At 74.1% G+C, this 16,526-nt stretch carries 15 protein-coding genes and 1 tRNA gene; 7 read left to right on the top strand and 9 right to left on the bottom strand.

The window, feature by feature from the left end:
• Window positions 1-8: 8 nt before the first annotated feature.
• Window positions 9-1,646: an ABC-F family ATP-binding cassette domain-containing protein gene (locus ACI79P_RS01070; RefSeq protein ID WP_456579188.1), complete on the top strand. Its 1,638-nt coding sequence runs from the start codon at window positions 9-11 to the stop codon at window positions 1,644-1,646.
• An 8-nt stretch (window positions 1,647-1,654) separates the two neighbouring features.
• Here ACI79P_RS01070 and ACI79P_RS01065 read toward each other — a convergent pair whose 3' ends face one another.
• From ACI79P_RS01065 to ACI79P_RS01050, 4 genes are read right to left on the bottom strand one after another with little or no spacing between them, the layout of a single operon-like run.
• On the bottom strand, window positions 1,655-2,197 hold the full coding sequence (locus ACI79P_RS01065) for an N-acetyltransferase family protein (RefSeq protein ID WP_456579187.1): 543 nt from the start codon (window positions 2,195-2,197) through the stop codon (window positions 1,655-1,657).
• A 1-nt stretch (window position 2,198) separates the two neighbouring features.
• Window positions 2,199-3,323 carry an alpha/beta fold hydrolase gene (locus ACI79P_RS01060; protein ID WP_456579186.1) on the bottom strand — a complete coding sequence of 375 codons (1,125 nt, stop codon included), beginning with the start codon at window positions 3,321-3,323 and terminating at the stop codon, window positions 2,199-2,201.
• On the bottom strand, window positions 3,244-3,699 hold the full coding sequence (locus tag ACI79P_RS01055) for a hypothetical protein (protein ID WP_456579185.1): 456 nt from the start codon (window positions 3,697-3,699) through the stop codon (window positions 3,244-3,246). Before ACI79P_RS01055 ends, ACI79P_RS01060 begins: the two co-directional genes overlap by 80 nt.
• Window positions 3,696-5,198, bottom strand: a complete 1,503-nt coding sequence (locus ACI79P_RS01050) for a long-chain-fatty-acid--CoA ligase (protein WP_456579184.1) — start codon at window positions 5,196-5,198, stop codon at window positions 3,696-3,698. Before ACI79P_RS01050 ends, ACI79P_RS01055 begins: the two co-directional genes overlap by 4 nt.
• Before the next feature lie 121 nt (window positions 5,199-5,319).
• Between ACI79P_RS01050 and ACI79P_RS01045 the strand changes: the two genes are divergently transcribed.
• On the top strand, window positions 5,320-6,090 hold the full coding sequence (locus tag ACI79P_RS01045; protein ID WP_456579183.1) for an SDR family NAD(P)-dependent oxidoreductase: 771 nt from the start codon (window positions 5,320-5,322) through the stop codon (window positions 6,088-6,090).
• Window positions 6,091-6,370: 280 nt separating this feature from the next.
• Here ACI79P_RS01045 and ACI79P_RS01040 read toward each other — a convergent pair whose 3' ends face one another.
• From ACI79P_RS01040 to ACI79P_RS01020, 5 genes are all read right to left on the bottom strand, one after another.
• The gene (locus ACI79P_RS01040; RefSeq protein ID WP_456579182.1) at window positions 6,371-6,505 is read right to left on the bottom strand and encodes a methionine/alanine import family NSS transporter small subunit; all 135 of its coding nucleotides are present in this window, start codon (window positions 6,503-6,505) and stop codon (window positions 6,371-6,373) included.
• On the bottom strand, window positions 6,502-8,127 hold the full coding sequence (locus tag ACI79P_RS01035) for a sodium-dependent transporter (RefSeq protein ID WP_456579181.1): 1,626 nt from the start codon (window positions 8,125-8,127) through the stop codon (window positions 6,502-6,504). Before ACI79P_RS01035 ends, ACI79P_RS01040 begins: the two co-directional genes overlap by 4 nt.
• A 220-nt stretch (window positions 8,128-8,347) precedes the next feature.
• Window positions 8,348-8,422, bottom strand: a tRNA-Arg gene (locus ACI79P_RS01030).
• A 70-nt stretch (window positions 8,423-8,492) separates the two neighbouring features.
• Window positions 8,493-9,164: a DUF305 domain-containing protein gene (locus ACI79P_RS01025; protein ID WP_456579180.1), complete on the bottom strand. Its 672-nt coding sequence runs from the start codon at window positions 9,162-9,164 to the stop codon at window positions 8,493-8,495.
• A gap of 25 nt (window positions 9,165-9,189) precedes the next feature.
• Window positions 9,190-9,909, bottom strand: a complete 720-nt coding sequence (locus ACI79P_RS01020; protein WP_456579179.1) for a DUF3105 domain-containing protein — start codon at window positions 9,907-9,909, stop codon at window positions 9,190-9,192.
• Window positions 9,910-10,064: 155 nt separating this feature from the next.
• Here ACI79P_RS01020 and argS point away from each other — a divergent pair, with 155 nt between their 5' ends.
• From argS to thrB, 5 genes are read left to right on the top strand one after another with little or no spacing between them, the layout of a single operon-like run.
• Window positions 10,065-11,726: an arginine--tRNA ligase gene (gene argS, locus ACI79P_RS01015; RefSeq protein ID WP_456579178.1), complete on the top strand. Its 1,662-nt coding sequence runs from the start codon at window positions 10,065-10,067 to the stop codon at window positions 11,724-11,726.
• On the top strand, window positions 11,723-13,216 hold the full coding sequence (lysA, locus tag ACI79P_RS01010; protein WP_456579177.1) for a diaminopimelate decarboxylase: 1,494 nt from the start codon (window positions 11,723-11,725) through the stop codon (window positions 13,214-13,216). Before argS ends, lysA begins: the two co-directional genes overlap by 4 nt.
• A complete protein-coding gene (locus tag ACI79P_RS01005; RefSeq protein WP_456579176.1) occupies window positions 13,213-14,508 on the top strand; it encodes a homoserine dehydrogenase in 1,296 nt (431 codons plus the stop codon). The genes lysA and ACI79P_RS01005 overlap by 4 nt, the downstream gene beginning before the upstream one ends.
• Entirely contained in the window at window positions 14,505-15,578 is a 1,074-nt protein-coding gene (gene thrC / locus ACI79P_RS01000; RefSeq protein ID WP_456579175.1) for a threonine synthase, read from the top strand. Before ACI79P_RS01005 ends, thrC begins: the two co-directional genes overlap by 4 nt.
• Window positions 15,575-16,522, top strand: a complete 948-nt coding sequence (gene thrB, locus ACI79P_RS00995; protein ID WP_456579174.1) for a homoserine kinase — start codon at window positions 15,575-15,577, stop codon at window positions 16,520-16,522. Before thrC ends, thrB begins: the two co-directional genes overlap by 4 nt.
• Window positions 16,523-16,526 lie beyond the last annotated feature (4 nt).

Genomic DNA, 16,526 nt, shown 5'->3' with positions numbered 1-16,526 from the left:
CTGCAGGGGTGAGCGCCACCCTCGTCGCCCGCGGACTGGCAGCCGGTCACGGCGCCCGCGTGCTCTTCACCGACCTCGATCTCGTCGTCGCCCCGGGCGACGTCGTCGGCCTGGTCGGGGTGAACGGAGCGGGCAAGTCGACCCTGCTGCGCACGCTGGCCGGGGAGCTCCCGGCCGAGTCCGGGAGCATCTCCCTCAGCCCGCCGACGGCGACGCTCGGCTACCTGCCGCAGGAGCACGAGCGCCGCCCGGGGGAGACGGTCCTCGCCGCGCTGGCGCGCCGCACCGGTGTCGCCTCGGCGCAGGCGGAGCTCGACGCCGCCACCGAGGCGCTCGCGGCGGGGGAGGCCGGCGCCGACGACGCGTACGGCGAGGCCCTGGAGCGCTGGCTCGCCCTGGGCGGGGCCGACCTCGACGAGCGGGCCGCCGAGGTCGTCGCCGAGGTGGCGCCGGGGGTCGCGCTCCACGCGCCGACCACCGGGTTGTCCGGTGGCCAGGCCGCCCGCGTCGGGCTGGCCGCGCTGCTGCTGAGCCGCTACGACGTCCTGCTCCTCGACGAGCCGACCAACGACCTCGACCTCGCCGGCCTGGACCAGCTGGAGCGGTTCGTCGCCGGCTCCCGGTCCGGCGTGGTCGTGGTCAGCCACGACCGCGAGTTCCTCGCCCGCACGGCCACCCGGATCGTCGAGCTGGACCTGGCCCAGCAACTCGTGCGGGTGCACGACGGCGGTTACGAGGCCTACCTGGTGGAGCGCGAGATCGCCCGGCGGCACGCGCGCGAGGAGTTCGAGGAGTTCGCGGACACCAAGGCCGGGCTCGAGGCCCGCGCGCGGATGCAGCGCAACTGGATGGCCAAGGGCGTCCGCGACGCGATCAAGAAGCAGAAGGACCCTGACAAGCACCGGAAGAACTTCGCCCGCGCGTCGGCGGAGAAGCAGGCCGCGAAGGCGAAGCAGACCGAGCGGCTGATCGAGCGGCTCGACGTGGTCGAGGAGCCCCGCAAGGAGTGGGAGCTCCGCATGGAGATCGCCGCCGCGCCCCGCGCGGGCGCCGTCGTGGCGACCCTGCGCGGTGCGGTCGTGCGGAGGGGGCCCTTCACCCTCGGGCCGGTGGACCTCCAGGTGGACTGGGGCGACCGCATCGCGATCACCGGCGCCAACGGCTCCGGGAAGTCGACGCTGCTGGCGGCGCTCCTCGGCCGCCTGCCGCTGGACGAGGGCGCGGCGTCGCTGGGGCCGTCGGTCCGCACCGGCGAGATCGACCAGGCCCGCGGGCGGTTCCTCGGCACCGAGCAGCTGCTGGACGCCTTCGGCGCGGAGGTGCCCGACTGGCCGACGGCGGAGGTGCGCACCCTGCTGGCCAAGTTCGGGCTCACCGCCGACCACGTCACGCGCCCCGCGGTCACCCTCTCGCCGGGGGAGCGGACGCGCGCGGCGCTGGCCCTGCTGCAGGCGCGCGGGATCAACGTCCTCGTGCTCGACGAGCCGACCAACCACCTCGACCTGCCGGCGATCGAGCAGCTGGAGCAGGCGCTCGCCGGCTACTCCGGCACGCTGCTGCTGGTCACCCACGACCGGCGGATGCTCGCCGCCGTCGCCACCGACCGGCTGCTCGAGGTCGACGGCGGACGCGTCACCGAGCGCTGAGCGGGGGCTCAGCCGGCCGGTGCCCCCAGCTCGTCGGCGATGCCGACGGTGTCCATGCCCGACCAGGTGTCCGAGACGTGGTGGGCCAGCACCATGAGGTCACGCAGCTCGCCGTCGCGGTCGCGGATGTGGTCGCGCAGCAGCGCCTCCCCGGAGAAGCCGAGGTCGCTGAAGAGCGCCAGCGCCGACCCCTGCTCGGCGACGACCTCCACGACCAGCTTGGACAGCCCGGAGGAGACCGCGCCGACCAGTGCCTGCCGGGCCAGCGCGCGCCCCAGCCCGCTGCCCCGGCGGGACGGCGCCACGACCAGGCGTACCTCGCCCACGTGGTCCGACCACCCCGGGAGCGGCCGGACGGCGACGTAGCCGGTCACCTCGTTTCCCTCGACCGCCACCCAGCGACCGCCCGAGGACTCGCCGCTGGCCCAGGAGCGCACCGTCTCGGGGTCGGTGACCTCCTCCTTGATGAACGTCAGGTCACCGGCGGGCAGGTCGCCGAAGAAGCGGAGCAGCGCGTCGCAGCGCTCCGGTCCGAGTTCCACCACCGTCACGTCAGGCCTCCCGGCTGGTCTCGTCGGCGTCGAGCGCGTCGCTGCGCCGGCGGACGAAGTCGATGATCGTGGGCACCGTCGTCTTCGCCGCGGTGCGCCCCACCACGAGCCCCATGTGGCCGGCGTCGAGGCACAGCTCGTGCTTGTCGGGGGACCCGACCAGGTCGATCAGCGGCGCCGTCGCGTCCGGCGGCACGATGTGGTCGCGGTTGGCGCGCACGGTCAGGAACGGCACCTGGATGTCGGAGAGGTGCACCGGGTCCCCGCCCACGGAGAGCCGGTCGTTGACCATGCCGTTGGCCCGCACGAGCATCTCCGCCGTCTGCCGCGCCGCGACGCCGGGGAAGGGCACGTGGTCGTCCGACCAGCCGGTCATGGCCTGGTAGGACGCGACGTACTCGTCGTTCCAGAGCCGCTCCCAGAGGGTGACGTACCGGGTGACCTCCGCCGTCGGGGTCAGCGCGCGGAAGCCCTGGACGACGACCGAGGGCGGGACGTTGCCGTCCGGACCGAGGACCGAGCCGACGTCCATGCCCCCGACGGCGAAGATGTCGGCGAGCGGGCCCATGTGCCGGAAGTCCACGGGCGTGGCCAGCACGGTGAGGCTGCGCAGCGGCGCGTCGGGGTGGTGCGCGGCGTAGAGCAGGGCGAGGTTCCCGCCGAAGCAGTAGCCGAACAGGTTGACCTCGTCGGCGCCGGAGAGCTCCAGGACCCGGTCGACCCCGGCGGGGATGTAGTCGTCGGCGTAGTCCTCGAGCCCGTTGCCCGCATCGCGCTCGTCGGGCTCGCCCCAGTCGAGCATGTAGACGTCGAAGCCGGCCTCGAGCAGCTGCTCCACGAAGCTGTTGCCCGGCGTCAGGTCGAGGATGTAGCTCTTGCTCACGAGGCTGAAGACGATCAGCAGCGGCGGGCCGTAGCGGACGCCCCCGTAGGTGTCGGGGTCGTTGCGGTAGTGCCACAGCTGGGTGCGGCCGCGCTGCCAGACGACGTCCTTGGGGGTCTGCCCGACGCCGGGCCGGTCGACGCCGGCAACGAGCTTGATGCCGTTACGGGCGCGCAGGGTGTTGCGCTCGACGTCGCGCCGGACGCGGTCGAGCACCGTCTGCGGGCTGGGCACCGTCGGCATCGCTGTCCTCCGTGGTCGGGGCGGTGGTCGGTCGGGGGCGGTCCGGGCGGGACGCGGGGCTGCGTCGCCGCTCCTTCTCCAGCTGGATGGTCAGCCGGCGCACCTCGCGGTCGAGCGAGCCGATCTGCGCGCGCAGGCGGCTGACGTCGCTGCCGGCGGGCAGGTTGAGCAGGTGCCAGGCGCGGGCGCTGAGCCCCTGCGCCGAGCTGCCCGCCACGGTCTGCGCGCGCCGCAGCAGAGCGGTGGCCAGCGCGAAGTACTCGCTGCGCACCACGTCCTCGGCGCGGGGCGCGATCGCCCGCTCGGCGGCGTCGAAGGCCTGCCGCCACAGCGGCGGCGACGGCGGTGCCTTGCGGGGCGCGGAGGGCTGGCTCATCGGGCCCCCACCTCCTGCGGGATCTCCACGGCGCGGCGCAGGATCTTCCCGGTCGGGCCCTTCGGCAGGCTGTCCACCAGCCAGAGGTGGCGGGGGTACTTGTAGGCGGCCACCCGCGCCTTGACGAACTCGCGCAGCTCCTCGACCTCGGCGGTCATGCCGGGCTTGAGGGCGACCGCCGCGGCCACCTCCTCCCCGAGGTCGGGGTGCGCGATCCCCACGACGGCGGCCTCGGCCACCGCCGGGTGCTCGTACAGCGCCTCCTCGATCTCCCGCGGGTAGACGTTGTAGCCGCCGCGGATGATCATCTCCTTCTTGCGGTCGACGATGAAGAAGTAGCCGTCCTCGTCGGTGCGGGCGAGGTCGCCGGTGCGGAACCAGCCGTCGGGTATCGCCTTCGCCGTCTCCTCCGGCCGCTCCCAGTAACCGCGCATCACGTTCTCGCCGCGGATGGCGATCTCGCCGACCTCGCCGCCGCCCACCTCGTTGCCGTCGTCGTCGACCAGGCGCATCTCCACACCGCGGATCGGGGTCCCGATCGAGCCGGGCTTGCGCTCCGCGTGCGGGTGGTTGAACGAGGCGACCGGCGAGGTCTCCGACAGGCCGTAGCCCTCGAGGATCATGCAACCGAAGCGCTCCTCGAAGGAGCGCATGATCTCGACCGGCATCGCCGAGCCGCCGGAGACGCACAGCCGGAGGCTCGAGACGTCGTGCCGGTCGGCGTCGGGCTGGTGCAGCATCGCGGCGAACATCGTCGGGACGCCTTCGAAGATGGTGACCCGGTCGCGCTCGATGACCTCCAGCGCCTTCGCGCCGTCGAACCGGGGGATGAGCGTGAGCAGGGAGCCCCGCACGACGGCGGTGTTGAGGCCGCAGGTCAGACCGAAGACGTGGAACAGCGGCAGGCAGCCCATGATCACGTCGTCGGCGGTGTTCTCGGCAAGCGTCTCGGCCGTGGTGAGCGCGTTGCGGCCCATGTTCGCGTGGGTGAGCTCGGCGCCCTTGGGCTGCCCGGTCGTCCCCGAGGTGTAGAGGACGACGGCCAGGTCGTCGTCGGACCGCTCCACCGCCGCGCCGAGCGGCTCGGCGGTCATGAGCTCGTCGGGGGAGGCAGGCCCCACCACGACGGCCTCGACGCCGACCACGTCCGCCGCCTCGCGCACCGGCCCGGCCGTGCTCTCCAGCGTGACGACGACCCGCGCGCCGGAGTCCTCGAGGAAGTACTGCACCTCCCGCGCCTTGAGCAGCGGGTTCATCGGCACGACGGCGGCGCCGGCGAGCAGGGCCCCGTAGAAGACGACCGGGAACGAGAGGACGTTGGGCAGCACCAGCCCGACGCGGTCGCCCGGCCGCACGCCGCGGGCCTGCAGCGAGGCGGCGACGCGGAGCGCGGCGTCGCGGAACCCGCCGTAGGTCAGCTCGGCGTCGTCCATCCGCAGCGCGGGACGGTCGGCGCCCTCGTCGGCGGAGTCGAGCAGGTTCTGCGCGAGGTTGGTCACGGTCGTCCCCCTGGTGCCCGGTGGCTGGACCCGGGGCCCCTACCCGGCTCGATCGGTGATCTACCGCACAGGGCCGATACGGTGGCCCGACAGCCCGCCGAACCCGAGGAGACCCCCGCTCATGCCCGACCGCTCGATCCTCGACCTGTTCCGCCTCGACGACCGCGTCGCCATCGTCACCGGGGCCTCCTCCGGCCTGGGGGCCGTCTTCGCCCGCACCCTGGCCGAGGCCGGCTGCGACGTCGTCCTGGGTGCCCGCCGGGTCGACCGCCTGGCCGAGACCCAGCGTGCGGTGGAGGAGGCCGGGCGGCGGGCGATCAGCGTGGCCACCGACGTCTCCCGGCCCGAGGACTGCCAGGCGCTCGTCGACGCCGCCATGGCCGAGTTCGGCAAGGTCGACGTCCTGGTCAACAACGCCGGGGTCGGCACCGCCGCGCCGGCCACCCGGGAGACGCCCGAGCAGTTCCGGCAGGTCATCGACGTCAACCTCAACGGCTGCTACTGGATGGCGCAGGCCTGCGGCCGGGTCATGCAGCCGGGCAGCTCGATCGTCAACATCTCCAGCGTGCTCGGGCTGACGACGGCCGGCCTGCCGCAGGCCGCCTACGCCGCCAGCAAGGCTGGGCTGATCGGGCTGACCCGCGACCTCGCCCAGCAGTGGACCGGGCGCAAGGGGATCCGGGTCAACGCCCTGGCGCCCGGCTTCTTCACCTCCGAGATGACCGACCAGTACCCCGAGGGCTACCTGGAGTCGCAGCTGTCCCGGGTCCTCGTGGGGCGGAAGGGCGAGCCCGAGGAGCTCGCCGCCGCCCTGGTCTTCCTGGTCAGCGACGCGGGCGGCTACGTCACCGGCACGACCATCCCCGTCGAGGGCGGGATGCTCACCAGCTGAGCGGGCCCTCGACGGTGGCGCGGTTCGGTCCGGGCGAGGCGCAGCCGCACCGGGCCGGCCTCGTCCGGGACCGGCAGCGCCGCCGCGCCCCCGTCGCACAGCGGGTGCGGTCGACGGGGCTGCCGCTGCCGCGGTGCGGGTGGACCAGGACGCCGTTCACCGGGTCGGGGGCGGCGTCGGGCGCAGTCCGGAGGCCACGAGCGCCGGCCTGGCCCCGGAGGACCCGCCGGGGTGGCTGTGACGCTGGGCGTCCGGCCCTCTCGCTCCGTGGGCAACGGGGTCAGAGGTCCCGGCGCAGGTTCTCGCCACGGTCCTCGACCGCGCCGTGGCGCATCAGGCTGGCGACGGCCAGCGCGAGGCCGCCCCAGATGACGAGCATCGCCACCACCATCATCGCGATCGCCTCGGCGCTCATCGCCGGCCTCCCTCGTCGTTCCCGGTGACCGGACGGCCCCCGGGGGTCGGTCCCGCGGCGGCGGGGGCGTGCAGCGGTGCCGTCGGATCGGAGCCGGGTGGCGGCCCGTCCAGGTGGGTGCCGGCACGCCACGGCAGCCGGGCGAGCAGGAACCCGACGACGGGCAGCGCCACCACGAGCAGCCAGCCCAGCGACACCAGCAGCCAGGTGGGGTAGTCCCCGTAGGGCGCGGCCAGGTCGTCCCGCAACGCGAGGACGAGCACGATCGCCAGACCCGCCGGGGCGACGACGCTCGTCAGCACCCGCCAGCCCGTGCCCAGCCTCGGCCGGCCGTGGACGTTGAGGTGGTCGGCGAGCCGGGGCAGGGCCCGGAGACCCCACGCGACGACCAGCATGCTCAGCAGCGCCACGACGAGGATGCCGTACTGGTTGACGAAGTGGTCGACCACGTCGAGGACGTAGATGCCGCTGGTCGTGCTGAAGAGGACCAGGCTCAGCACCGCGGTGGGCACGACGACCGCGAGGGTCGCGGTGAGCCGGCCGGTGTCCAGCTTGTCGCGGACCGCGGAGATCACCACCTCGATCACGCTGATCAGCGAGGTGATCCCGGCGATCACCAGCGACCCGAAGAACAGGACGCCGAGGAGCGTGCCCCCCGGGGCCTGGCTGATGATCGTCGGGAAGGCGATGAACGCCAGGCCGATCCCGTCGCTGGCGACCTCGTCGACGGCGACCCCGCCGGCCTGGGCCATGAAGCCGAGAGCGGCGAAGACGCCGATGCCGGCGAGCAGTTCGAAGCTGGAGTTCGAGAAGCCGACGACGAGGCCGGAGCCGGTCATGTCCTCGCGGCGGCTCACGTACGAGGCGTAGGTGATCATGATGCCGAAGCCGATCGACAGCGAGAAGAAGATCTGGCCGAACGCGGCGGCCCACACCGAGGGCACGGCGAGGGCCGACCAGTCGGGCGTGAACAGCGCGTCGAGGCCGGCACCCGCTCCCGGCAGCAGCAGCGCCTGCACCACCAGGGCGGCGAAGGCGAGCACGAGCACCGGGATGAAGACCAGCGAGACCACGCCGATCCCGCGCTGCACGCCGAGCGCCATGACCGCCAGGACGGCCAGCCAGACGACCGCGAGCGGCACGAGCACCCCGGGCACCACGTCTGCGGTGACCTCGACGTCACCGGCCTGCAGGTACTCGCCGAAGAAGAAGCCCTCGGGGTCGGCGCCCCAGGCCTGGTCGAACGAGAAGAAGGTGTAGCTCAGCGCCCAGGCCAGCACCGCCGCGTAGTAGACGGCGATGACGAAGCAGATGGCCACCTGCCACCAGCCGAGCCCCTCGACCCCGCGGCGCAGGCGGGCGAAGGAGAGGGGTGCCGAGCCGCGGTGGCGGTGGCCGATCGCGTAGTCGAGCAGGAGGAAGGGGATGCCGGCGGTCAGCAGCGCGACCAGGTAGGGCACCACGAAGGCGCCGCCGCCGTTCTCGTACGCGACGTAGGGGAACCGCCAGATGTTGCCGAGGCCGACCGCCGAGCCGATGGCCGCCAGGATGAAGACGCGGCGGGAGCTGAAGCCGCCCCGCCGGCTCTCCGCGTGGGCCTGCGCGCCCTCTGCCGTGCTCATCCGACCTCCCGCGCCGTGGTCCGCCGGCCCCGCGAGCACCCCGAGCACCGGACCGCGACGGGCCGTCGATGGAAACGTGCCAGAACTCGCGCCATGTCGCACGCTCGGCGGGCACGCTGCGTCCCCCGGATGCGCGACAGGCCCCGTCGGCACCCGGTGAGGGGCCGCGGGGCCTGGCATGAGCCGGCGGTCCGCAGGCGGACCGGGACTCGGATCGTCGTGGTGCCCCCGGCAGGATTCGAACCTGCGCACCCGCCTCCGGAGGGCGGTGCTCTATCCCCTGAGCTACGGGGGCTCGGTGGTGGGGCAGGGAAGAAACTACCAGCCCCCCGTGGCGGCCCGGGATGCGGCTCCCGGGCCGCGGGTCACGGCTCCGGGAGCGGGGTCCCGCCCCGGGCGGCGAGCATCGCGGTCATCGTCTCGACCTCCGCGCCCTGCGACCGCACCATCGACCGCGCGAGGTCCCGCACGGCCTGCACCTCGGCGTTCTCGGCCGCGTAGGCGGCCATGTCGAAGCCGCCCTGGTGGTGCCGGATCATCAGCCGGAGGAACTCCACGTCGAAGGCGGTGCCCGAGAGGCTGCGCAGCTCCGCGAGCTCCTCCTCGGTGGCCATACCGGGCATCAGCGCGCCCGCGGCCATCTCCGCGCCGGCCATGTCGTGCCCGGCGTGGGCGTCCGCCCCGGCCATCCAGGCCATGGTCTCGCCGCCCGAGACGGGGATGTCCCAGAGCGCCAGCCAGCCCTGCATGCGCCCGGCCTGGTTGGTCTGGGTGGCCGAGATGTCGAAGGCCAGCTGCTCGACCTCCGGGTCGTCGCTGCGCTCGGCGACCAGGTTGGCCATCTCGACGCCCTGCAGGTGGTGGCGGGACATGTCCCGGGCGAAGCCGGCGTCGACGGAGTCGGCTGTGGGCTGGGCGTCCCGGCCGATGCCCAGCGCGACGGCCAGCCCCCCGCCGAGGAGGAGCAGCCCGACGCCGATCACCGCGAGCAGGGCGGTGCGCAGCGGGCTGTGCCGGGGCGCACCGCCTGCGGTCACGAGGTCACCTCCCGGGAGACGGTCCTCACTGCGTGACGGGCGCGTCGTCGCTCTCGAGCGGCGGGTCGGCCAGGAAGGTCGGGCTCTCGCACGTGGCGCCGGGCTCCGGGAAGCTGTCGGCCTTGTAGGTCATGAGGTCGGCGAACTGCTTGATCCGCTCGTCGTCCGCGCTATCCACCTTCAGCTGCTCGCCCCACGACTGGACGCTGATGGGGGAGTCCTGGCCCTCGTACGGGGAGAGCATCCGGCCGGAGACGCCCTCCACCAGCCCGGCGAGGGTCTCGACGTCGGCGTCGGAGACCTCGTCGGGGTTGTAGGTGATCCAGACGGCGCCGTGCTCCAGGCTGTGCACCGCGTTCTCGTGCCGGATGTCGACGTCGTACACCGTGCCGGTGCAGTCGGCCCACAGGTTGGCGTGCTCACCGCCGACCGGCGGGGACTCGGTGTACTCGATCGGGCCGTCGTCGTGCAGGCCGCCCTCGTACTCGAAGGTCTGCGCGCCGGCGATCTCGTCGATCGACTCCACCCGCGAGGCGTCGGCCGCCCGCACCTGCACCACGGCGTAGGTGATGACCGCCGCGGCGAAGACGACGACGGCCACGGCGGCGGCGATCAGGCCCCAGGGCCGCTGCTGCGCCACGACCTGCGTCGGAGGCCGGGTGCGCCCTCCCGCCGCCCGCCCGCCGGACCGGGTGGCCCCACCGCCGGTGGCTCGGCTCTTGTCGGGCTTGCGGTCCTTGGCCAAGGCCTCTCCTCGTTCACGGGGCGCGTCCGCGCCGCTGCGGTGGGGGCCGGGCGGGCCCCGCTCACCGGGAGCGAGTCTAGGTCGGCTCCCTGTACGGGAGCTGGGAGCCGGGCGGGGGCGGCGGGTGGCGGCACCGCGGTCAGTACGCTCGCCCGGTGACACCGGAGCAGCTCCAGGACCTCGTCCGCACCGCCGTGGCCGCGGTCGTCGAGCGAGGCGCGCTGCCCGTCGAGGTACCCGCGGACGTCGTCGTCGAACGGCCGAAGAACCCCGAGCACGGTGACTACGCGACCAACGTGGCCCTCCGCCTGGCCAAGCCCGCCGGCCGGCCGCCGCGCGAGGTGGCCGGGCTGCTGGCCGAGGAGCTGCGCGCCCACCCGGGGGTCGCGCGGGTCGACATCGCCGGGCCCGGCTTCCTCAACGTCACCCTCGCGCAGGGCGCGCTGGGCAAGATCGCCGTCGACGCCGTCACGGCGGCGGAGGCCTACGGGCGCACCGCCACCCTGGCCGGGCAGCGGCTCAACCTGGAGTTCGTCTCGGCCAACCCCACCGGCCCGGTGCACATCGGCGGCACCCGCTGGGCCGCTGTCGGCGACGCCATCGCCCGGCTGCTGCAGGCCAGCGGCGCCGACGTCACCCGCGAGTACTACCTGAACGACGCCGGGGCGCAGATCGACCGGTTCGCCCGGAGCCTGCTCGCCGCCGCGAACGGCCGCGAGGTGCCCGAGGACGGCTACGCCGGCAGCTACATCGGCGACATCGCGGCGCAGGTCGTGGCCGCCGAGCCGGGCCTGCTCGACCGCCCCGAGGACGAGCAGCTGCCGGTGTTCCGCGCCCGGGGCGTGGAGCTCATGGTCGACGAGATCCGCAGCACGATGGAGGCGTTCGGCGTCCACTTCGACGTCTGGTTCTCCGAGACGTCGCTGCACCGGGCCGGGGCCCTCGAGAAGGCCGTGGCCCGGCTGCGCGAGCAGGGGCACGTGTACGAGTCCGAGGGCGCGGTGTGGCTGCGCACGACGACCTTCGGCGACGACAAGGACCGGGTGCTGGTCAAGGCCGACGGCGAGCCCACCTACTTCGCCGCCGACTGCGCCTACTACCTGGACAAGCGCGAGCGCGGCTTCGACAAGGTCGTGATCATGCTCGGGGCCGACCACTCCGGCTACGTCGGGCGGTACAAGGCCCTGGTGGCCGCCGCCGGTGACGACCCCGCGGTGCACCTGCAGATCCTGCTCGGCCAGCTGGTGAACCTCCTGCGCGACGGCGAGCCGGTGCGGATGAGCAAGCGCGCCGGCACCGTGGTCAACCTGGAGGACCTCGTCGACGCGATCGGCGCGGACGCAGCCCGGTACGCCCTGGCCCGGGCCTCGGTCGACCAGCAGATCGACATCGACATCGACCTCTGGACGCGGAAGACCAACGACAACCCGGTCTTCTACGTCCAGTACGCGCACGCCCGCATCTCGTCGGTGCTGCGCAACGCCGCCGACCTCGGGATCGGGCTGGGCGAGGCCGCCGGCGTCGACGTCGGCGCGCTGGTGCACGAGCGCGAGAACGACCTGCTGCGGGCGATCGGGGAGTTCCCGCGGGTGCTCACCTCGGCCGCCGAGCTGCGCGCCCCGCACCGGGTGGCCCGCTACCTCGAGGAGCTGGCCGGGACCTACCACCGCTTCTACGACGCCTGCCGGGTGCTGCCCCGCGGCGACGAGGAGACCACGCCGCTCACCACCGCCCGGCTCTGGCTGTGCGCCGCGACCGCGGTGGTGCTCCGCAACGGCCTCGGGGTCCTCGGTGTGACCGCGCCGGAGCGGATGTGAGGGCGCACCCCGCGGGGCCGCTGCACGGCACGATCACCCCGCCCTCGGCCGCCGGAGCCCCGCCGGAGGAGCTCGGGGCGCTCGACCCGCACGTCTGGCCGCGTTCGGCCACCCGCGTGGACGGTGAGCTCCACCTGGGCGGCCGCGCGGTGACCGACCTGGCGCGCGCGCACGGCACCCCGTTGTTCGTGCTCGACGAGGAGGACTTCCGCGGACGGGCCGCGGAGTTCGCCCTGGCCTTCGCCGACGCCGACGTGCACTACGCCTCCAAGGCGTTCCTCTGCGGCCAGGTGGCCCGGTGGATCGCCGACGACGGCCTGCACCTGGACGCGTGCAGCGGAAACGAGCTGGCCCTCGCACTGGCGGCCGGGTTCCCGGCGGAGCGGATCGCGCTGCACGGCAACAACAAGTCGCTCGTCGAGCTGCAGCTGGCCGTCGACTCGGGCATCGGCCACGTCGTGCTGGACTCCTTCGACGAGATCGAGCGGCTCGTCCCGATGGCCGAGAAGCGGGTCGCCGACGGCGGGTCGCCGGTGCCGGTGCTCATCCGCGCGACCGTGGGCATCGAGGCGCACACCCACGAGTTCATCGCCACCGCGCACGAGGACCAGAAGTTCGGCTTCTCGCTGGCCACCGGCGACGCGCTCACCGCCGCCGTGCGGGTCATCCGCGAGCCCGCGTTGCGGCTGGCCGGGCTGCACAGCCACATCGGCTCGCAGATCTTCGACACGGCCGGCTTCGAGGCCGCCGCGCACCGCGTCGTCGGGCTCCTGGGCCAGGTGCACCAGGCCACCGGGGAGGTGCTGCCCGAGCTCAACCTGGGCGGCGGCTTCGGCATCGCCTACCTGTCCGAGGACGACCCGGTGAGCCCGGCGGACGTCGCCACGCGGCTGCGCGCCGTCGTCGCCGCCGAGTGCGCGCAGCTCGGCCTGCCCGTGCCGCGCCTGGCGGTCGAGCCCGGCCGCGCCATCGCCGGGCCGGGCACCGTGACGCTCTACGAGATCGGCACGATCAAGCCGGTGCGGTTGGGCGCCAGCGGTGCGCCCGGCACCCCGATGGTGCGCAACTACGTCTCGGTCGACGGCGGGATGAGCGACAACATCCGCACCGCCCTCTACGACGCCGCCTACACCTGCGTGCTGGCCAACCGCGTCTCCGAGGCCCCGCCGGCGCTGTGCCGGGTCGTCGGCAAGCACTGCGAGAGCGGCGACATCCTGGTGCGCGACCTGTGGCTGCCCTCGGACGTCCAGCCGGGCGACCTGCTGGCCGTCGCCGCCACCGGCGCCTACTGCTGGTCGATGGCGAGCAACTACAACTACCTGCTCAAGCCCCCGGTGGTCGCCGTCCGGGACGGCGCCGCCAGGGAGATCGTGCGACGGCAGACCCTGTCGGACGTGTTCGCCCTCGACGCGGTCCTCGCCGACCGACCCGCCCCCTCGCCGGCCATCGACCAGCCGGCGCCCGAGCACCCCGCGGGAGCGACCTCGTGAACCGACCCCTCAAGGTGGCGCTGCTCGGCTGCGGCACCGTCGGCAGCGCGGTGCTGCGCGCGCTGCAGGAGCAGGCCGACGACCTCGGCGCCCGCGTCGGCCGCGCCGTGGAGGTGGCGGGCGTCGCCGTCCGCCGCCCGGACCACCACCCGGACGTGCCCGCCGACCTGCTCACCACCGACGCGCACGCCCTGGTCGCCCGGGACGACGTCGACCTCGTCGTCGAGGTGATCGGCGGCATCGAGCCCGCACGGTCCCTGATGCTCGCCGCCTTCGAGACGGGCAAGTCGGTGGTCAGCGCCAACAAGGCGCTGCTCGCCGAGGACGGCGTGGCCCTGCACGCGGCGGCGGCCAAGGCCGGCGTGGACCTGTACTACGAGGCGGCCGTCGCCGGGGCGATCCCGATCCTGCGCCCGCTCCGCGAGTCGCTGGTCGGCGACCAGCTGTCCCGCATCGTGGGCATCGTCAACGGCACCACCAACTACATCCTGTCGCGGATGGCCGAGACCGGCGCCGGCTTCGGCGAGGCCCTGGCCGAGGCCACGGAGCTGGGGTACGCCGAGGCCGACCCCACCGCCGACGTCGACGGCTTCGACGCCGCCGCCAAGGCCGCCATCCTCGCCTCCCTGGCGTTCCACACGCCGGTCTCGGCTGCCGACGTGCACCGGGAGGGCATCTCCACGGTGACCGCCACCGACGTCGCCCGGGCCGCGGAGATCGGCTGCACCGTGAAGCTGCTGGCCATCTGCGAGCGGGTGGACGGGAACGGGGACGGCGACTCGGTCTCCGTGCGGGTGCACCCGGCGATGATCCCGACGACCCACCCGCTGGCGTCGGTCGGCGGGGCCTTCAACGCCGTCTTCGTCGAGGCCGAGGCCGCCGGGCAGCTGATGTTCTACGGCCAGGGCGCCGGGGGAGAGCCCACCGCGAGCGCCGTCCTGGGCGACCTGGTGGCCGTCGCCCGCAACCGGGTGGCCGGCGCCGCCGGGCAGGGCCCCACGGGCTACGCCGACCTCGCCGTCCGGCCCATGGCCGAGACCCCGACGCGGTACCACGTGAGCCTCGACGTCGCCGACAAGCCCGGTGTGCTCGCCGCCGTCGCGCAGGAGTTCGCGCAGCACGGCGTGAGCATCTCCACGGTCCGCCAGACCGGCCGCGGCGACGCCGCCACGCTGGTCATCGTGACCCACAGCGCCCCGGACGCGGCGCTGTCGGCCACCATTGCCGCACTGCGGGAGATGCCCGCCGTCCGGGGGGTCACCAGCGTGCTGCGCGTGGAGGGTCTGCAATGACGGTCTCGTCGGTCGTGTCCCCGGGCTGGCCCGGCCTCATCGAGGCCTACCGGTCCCGCCTGCCGGTCTCGGACACCACCCCGGTGGTCACGCTGCAGGAGGGCGCCACCCCGCTGGTGCCCGCGCGGGAGCTCTCCCGGCGCACCGGCTGCGAGGTCTACCTCAAGGTCGAGGGCGCCAACCCGACCGGGTCGTTCAAGGACCGCGGCATGACGATGGCCATCACCAAGGCCCTCGAGGAGGGTGCGCAGGCGGTCATCTGCGCCTCCACCGGCAACACCAGCGCCAGCGCCGCGGCCTACGCCGCCCGCGCCGGCATGACCTGCGCCGTCCTCGTCCCCCAGGGCAAGATCGCGATGGGCAAGCTGGCGCAGGCGCTGGTGCACGGCGCCAAGCTGCTGCAGGTCGACGGCAACTTCGACGACTGCCTCGCGCTGGCCAGCAAGCTGGCCATCGACTACCCGGTCAGCCTCGTCAACAGCGTGAACCAGTTCCGCATCGAGGGGCAGAAGACCGCCTCGTTCGAGATCGTCGACGTGCTCGGCGACGCCCCCGACGTGCACTGCCTCCCCGTGGGCAACGCCGGCAACATCACCGCCTACTGGCAGGGCTACCGCGAGTACGCCGCCGACGGCACCGCCTCGCGCACCCCGCGCATGTTCGGCTTCCAGGCCGCCGGCGCCGCCCCGATCGTCAGCGGTCAGGTGGTGGAGAACCCGAGCACGATCGCCACCGCGATCCGCATCGGCAACCCCGCGTCCTGGACCAAGGCGCTCGCCGCCCGCGACGAGTCGGGCGGGCGCATCGACGCCGTCACCGACCGGGCGATCCTCTCGGCCTACCGGCTGCTGGCCCGCAGCGAGGCGGTCTTCGTCGAGCCGGCCTCGGCGGCCTCGGTCGCCGGCCTGCTGCAGGTCGCCGACGCCGGCGAGCTCGAGCCCGGCCAGCGGATCGTCTGCACCGTCACGGGAAACGGCCTCAAGGACCCGGAGTGGGCGATCTCCGGCGCGCCGGCGCCGCTGACCATCCCGGTCGACGCGGCCGCGGCCGCAGCGCAGCTCGGCCTGTGACCGGGGTCGTCCGGGTCCGGGTCCCCGCCACGAGCGCCAACCTGGGCCCTGCCTTCGACTGCGCCGGGCTCGCGCTCGCGTGCCACGACGTCCTCGAGTTCTCGCTGGTCGAACGCGGGTCGACGGAGATCGTCGTGCGCGGGGAGGGCGCCGGCACGCTGGCCGCCGACGAGTCGCACCTGGTGGCGCGGGCCTTCCGCGCCGGGGCCGCGGAACTGGGGTGGGACGCTCCGGGCCTCCGCATCGAGGCGGACAACGGCATCCCCCAGGGGCGCGGGATGGGGTCCTCGGCGGCCGCGGTCATCGCCGGGCTCCTCGCCGCCTGGTCGCTGTGCCCCGACGTCGAGGCGATCGACGGCGACGCGGTCCTGCGGCTGGCCGACGCCCTGGAAGGGCATCCCGACAACGTCGCCCCGTGCCTCCTGGGCGGTGCCACCCTCTCGTGGTCGACGGCGGGTGGTGCCCGGGCCGACCGGCTGGACGTGTCCGACGAGGTGCTCGCGGTGGTGGTCGTGCCGGAGACCGTGCTCCCCACCCACGTGGCCCGGACCCTCCTGCCGGAGTCGGTGCCCCACGGCGACGCCGCCTTCAACGCCGGTCGCGCCGCTCTCCTGGTGCACGCGCTCACCCGGGAGCCGGGGCTGCTCCTCGAGGCCACCGAGGACCGGCTGCACCAGCGGCAGCGCGCCGCGGCGATGCCGGAGTCGCTGGCCCTGGTCGACCGGCTGCGCGACGCGGGCCACGCGGCCGTCGTCTCCGGGGCCGGTCCGAGCGTCCTCGTGCTGACGCGACGGCATCCCGACGACCCGTCCGGTGACCTCGCCGCCGCGGTGCGGGTGCGGGAGGTCGCTGCCTTCGTGCCGGCCGGCTGGCGCGTGCTCCCGCTGCCGATCGACCAGGGCGGGGCCCGGGTGCTGCCCGCCCGCCAGGTATCGTCTCGGTAACGGG

This window comes from Blastococcus sp. SYSU DS0510, from assembly GCF_054050835.1.
The sequence above is the reverse complement of the archived record's forward strand: the minus strand, read 5'-3'. Positions and strand labels throughout refer to the sequence as shown.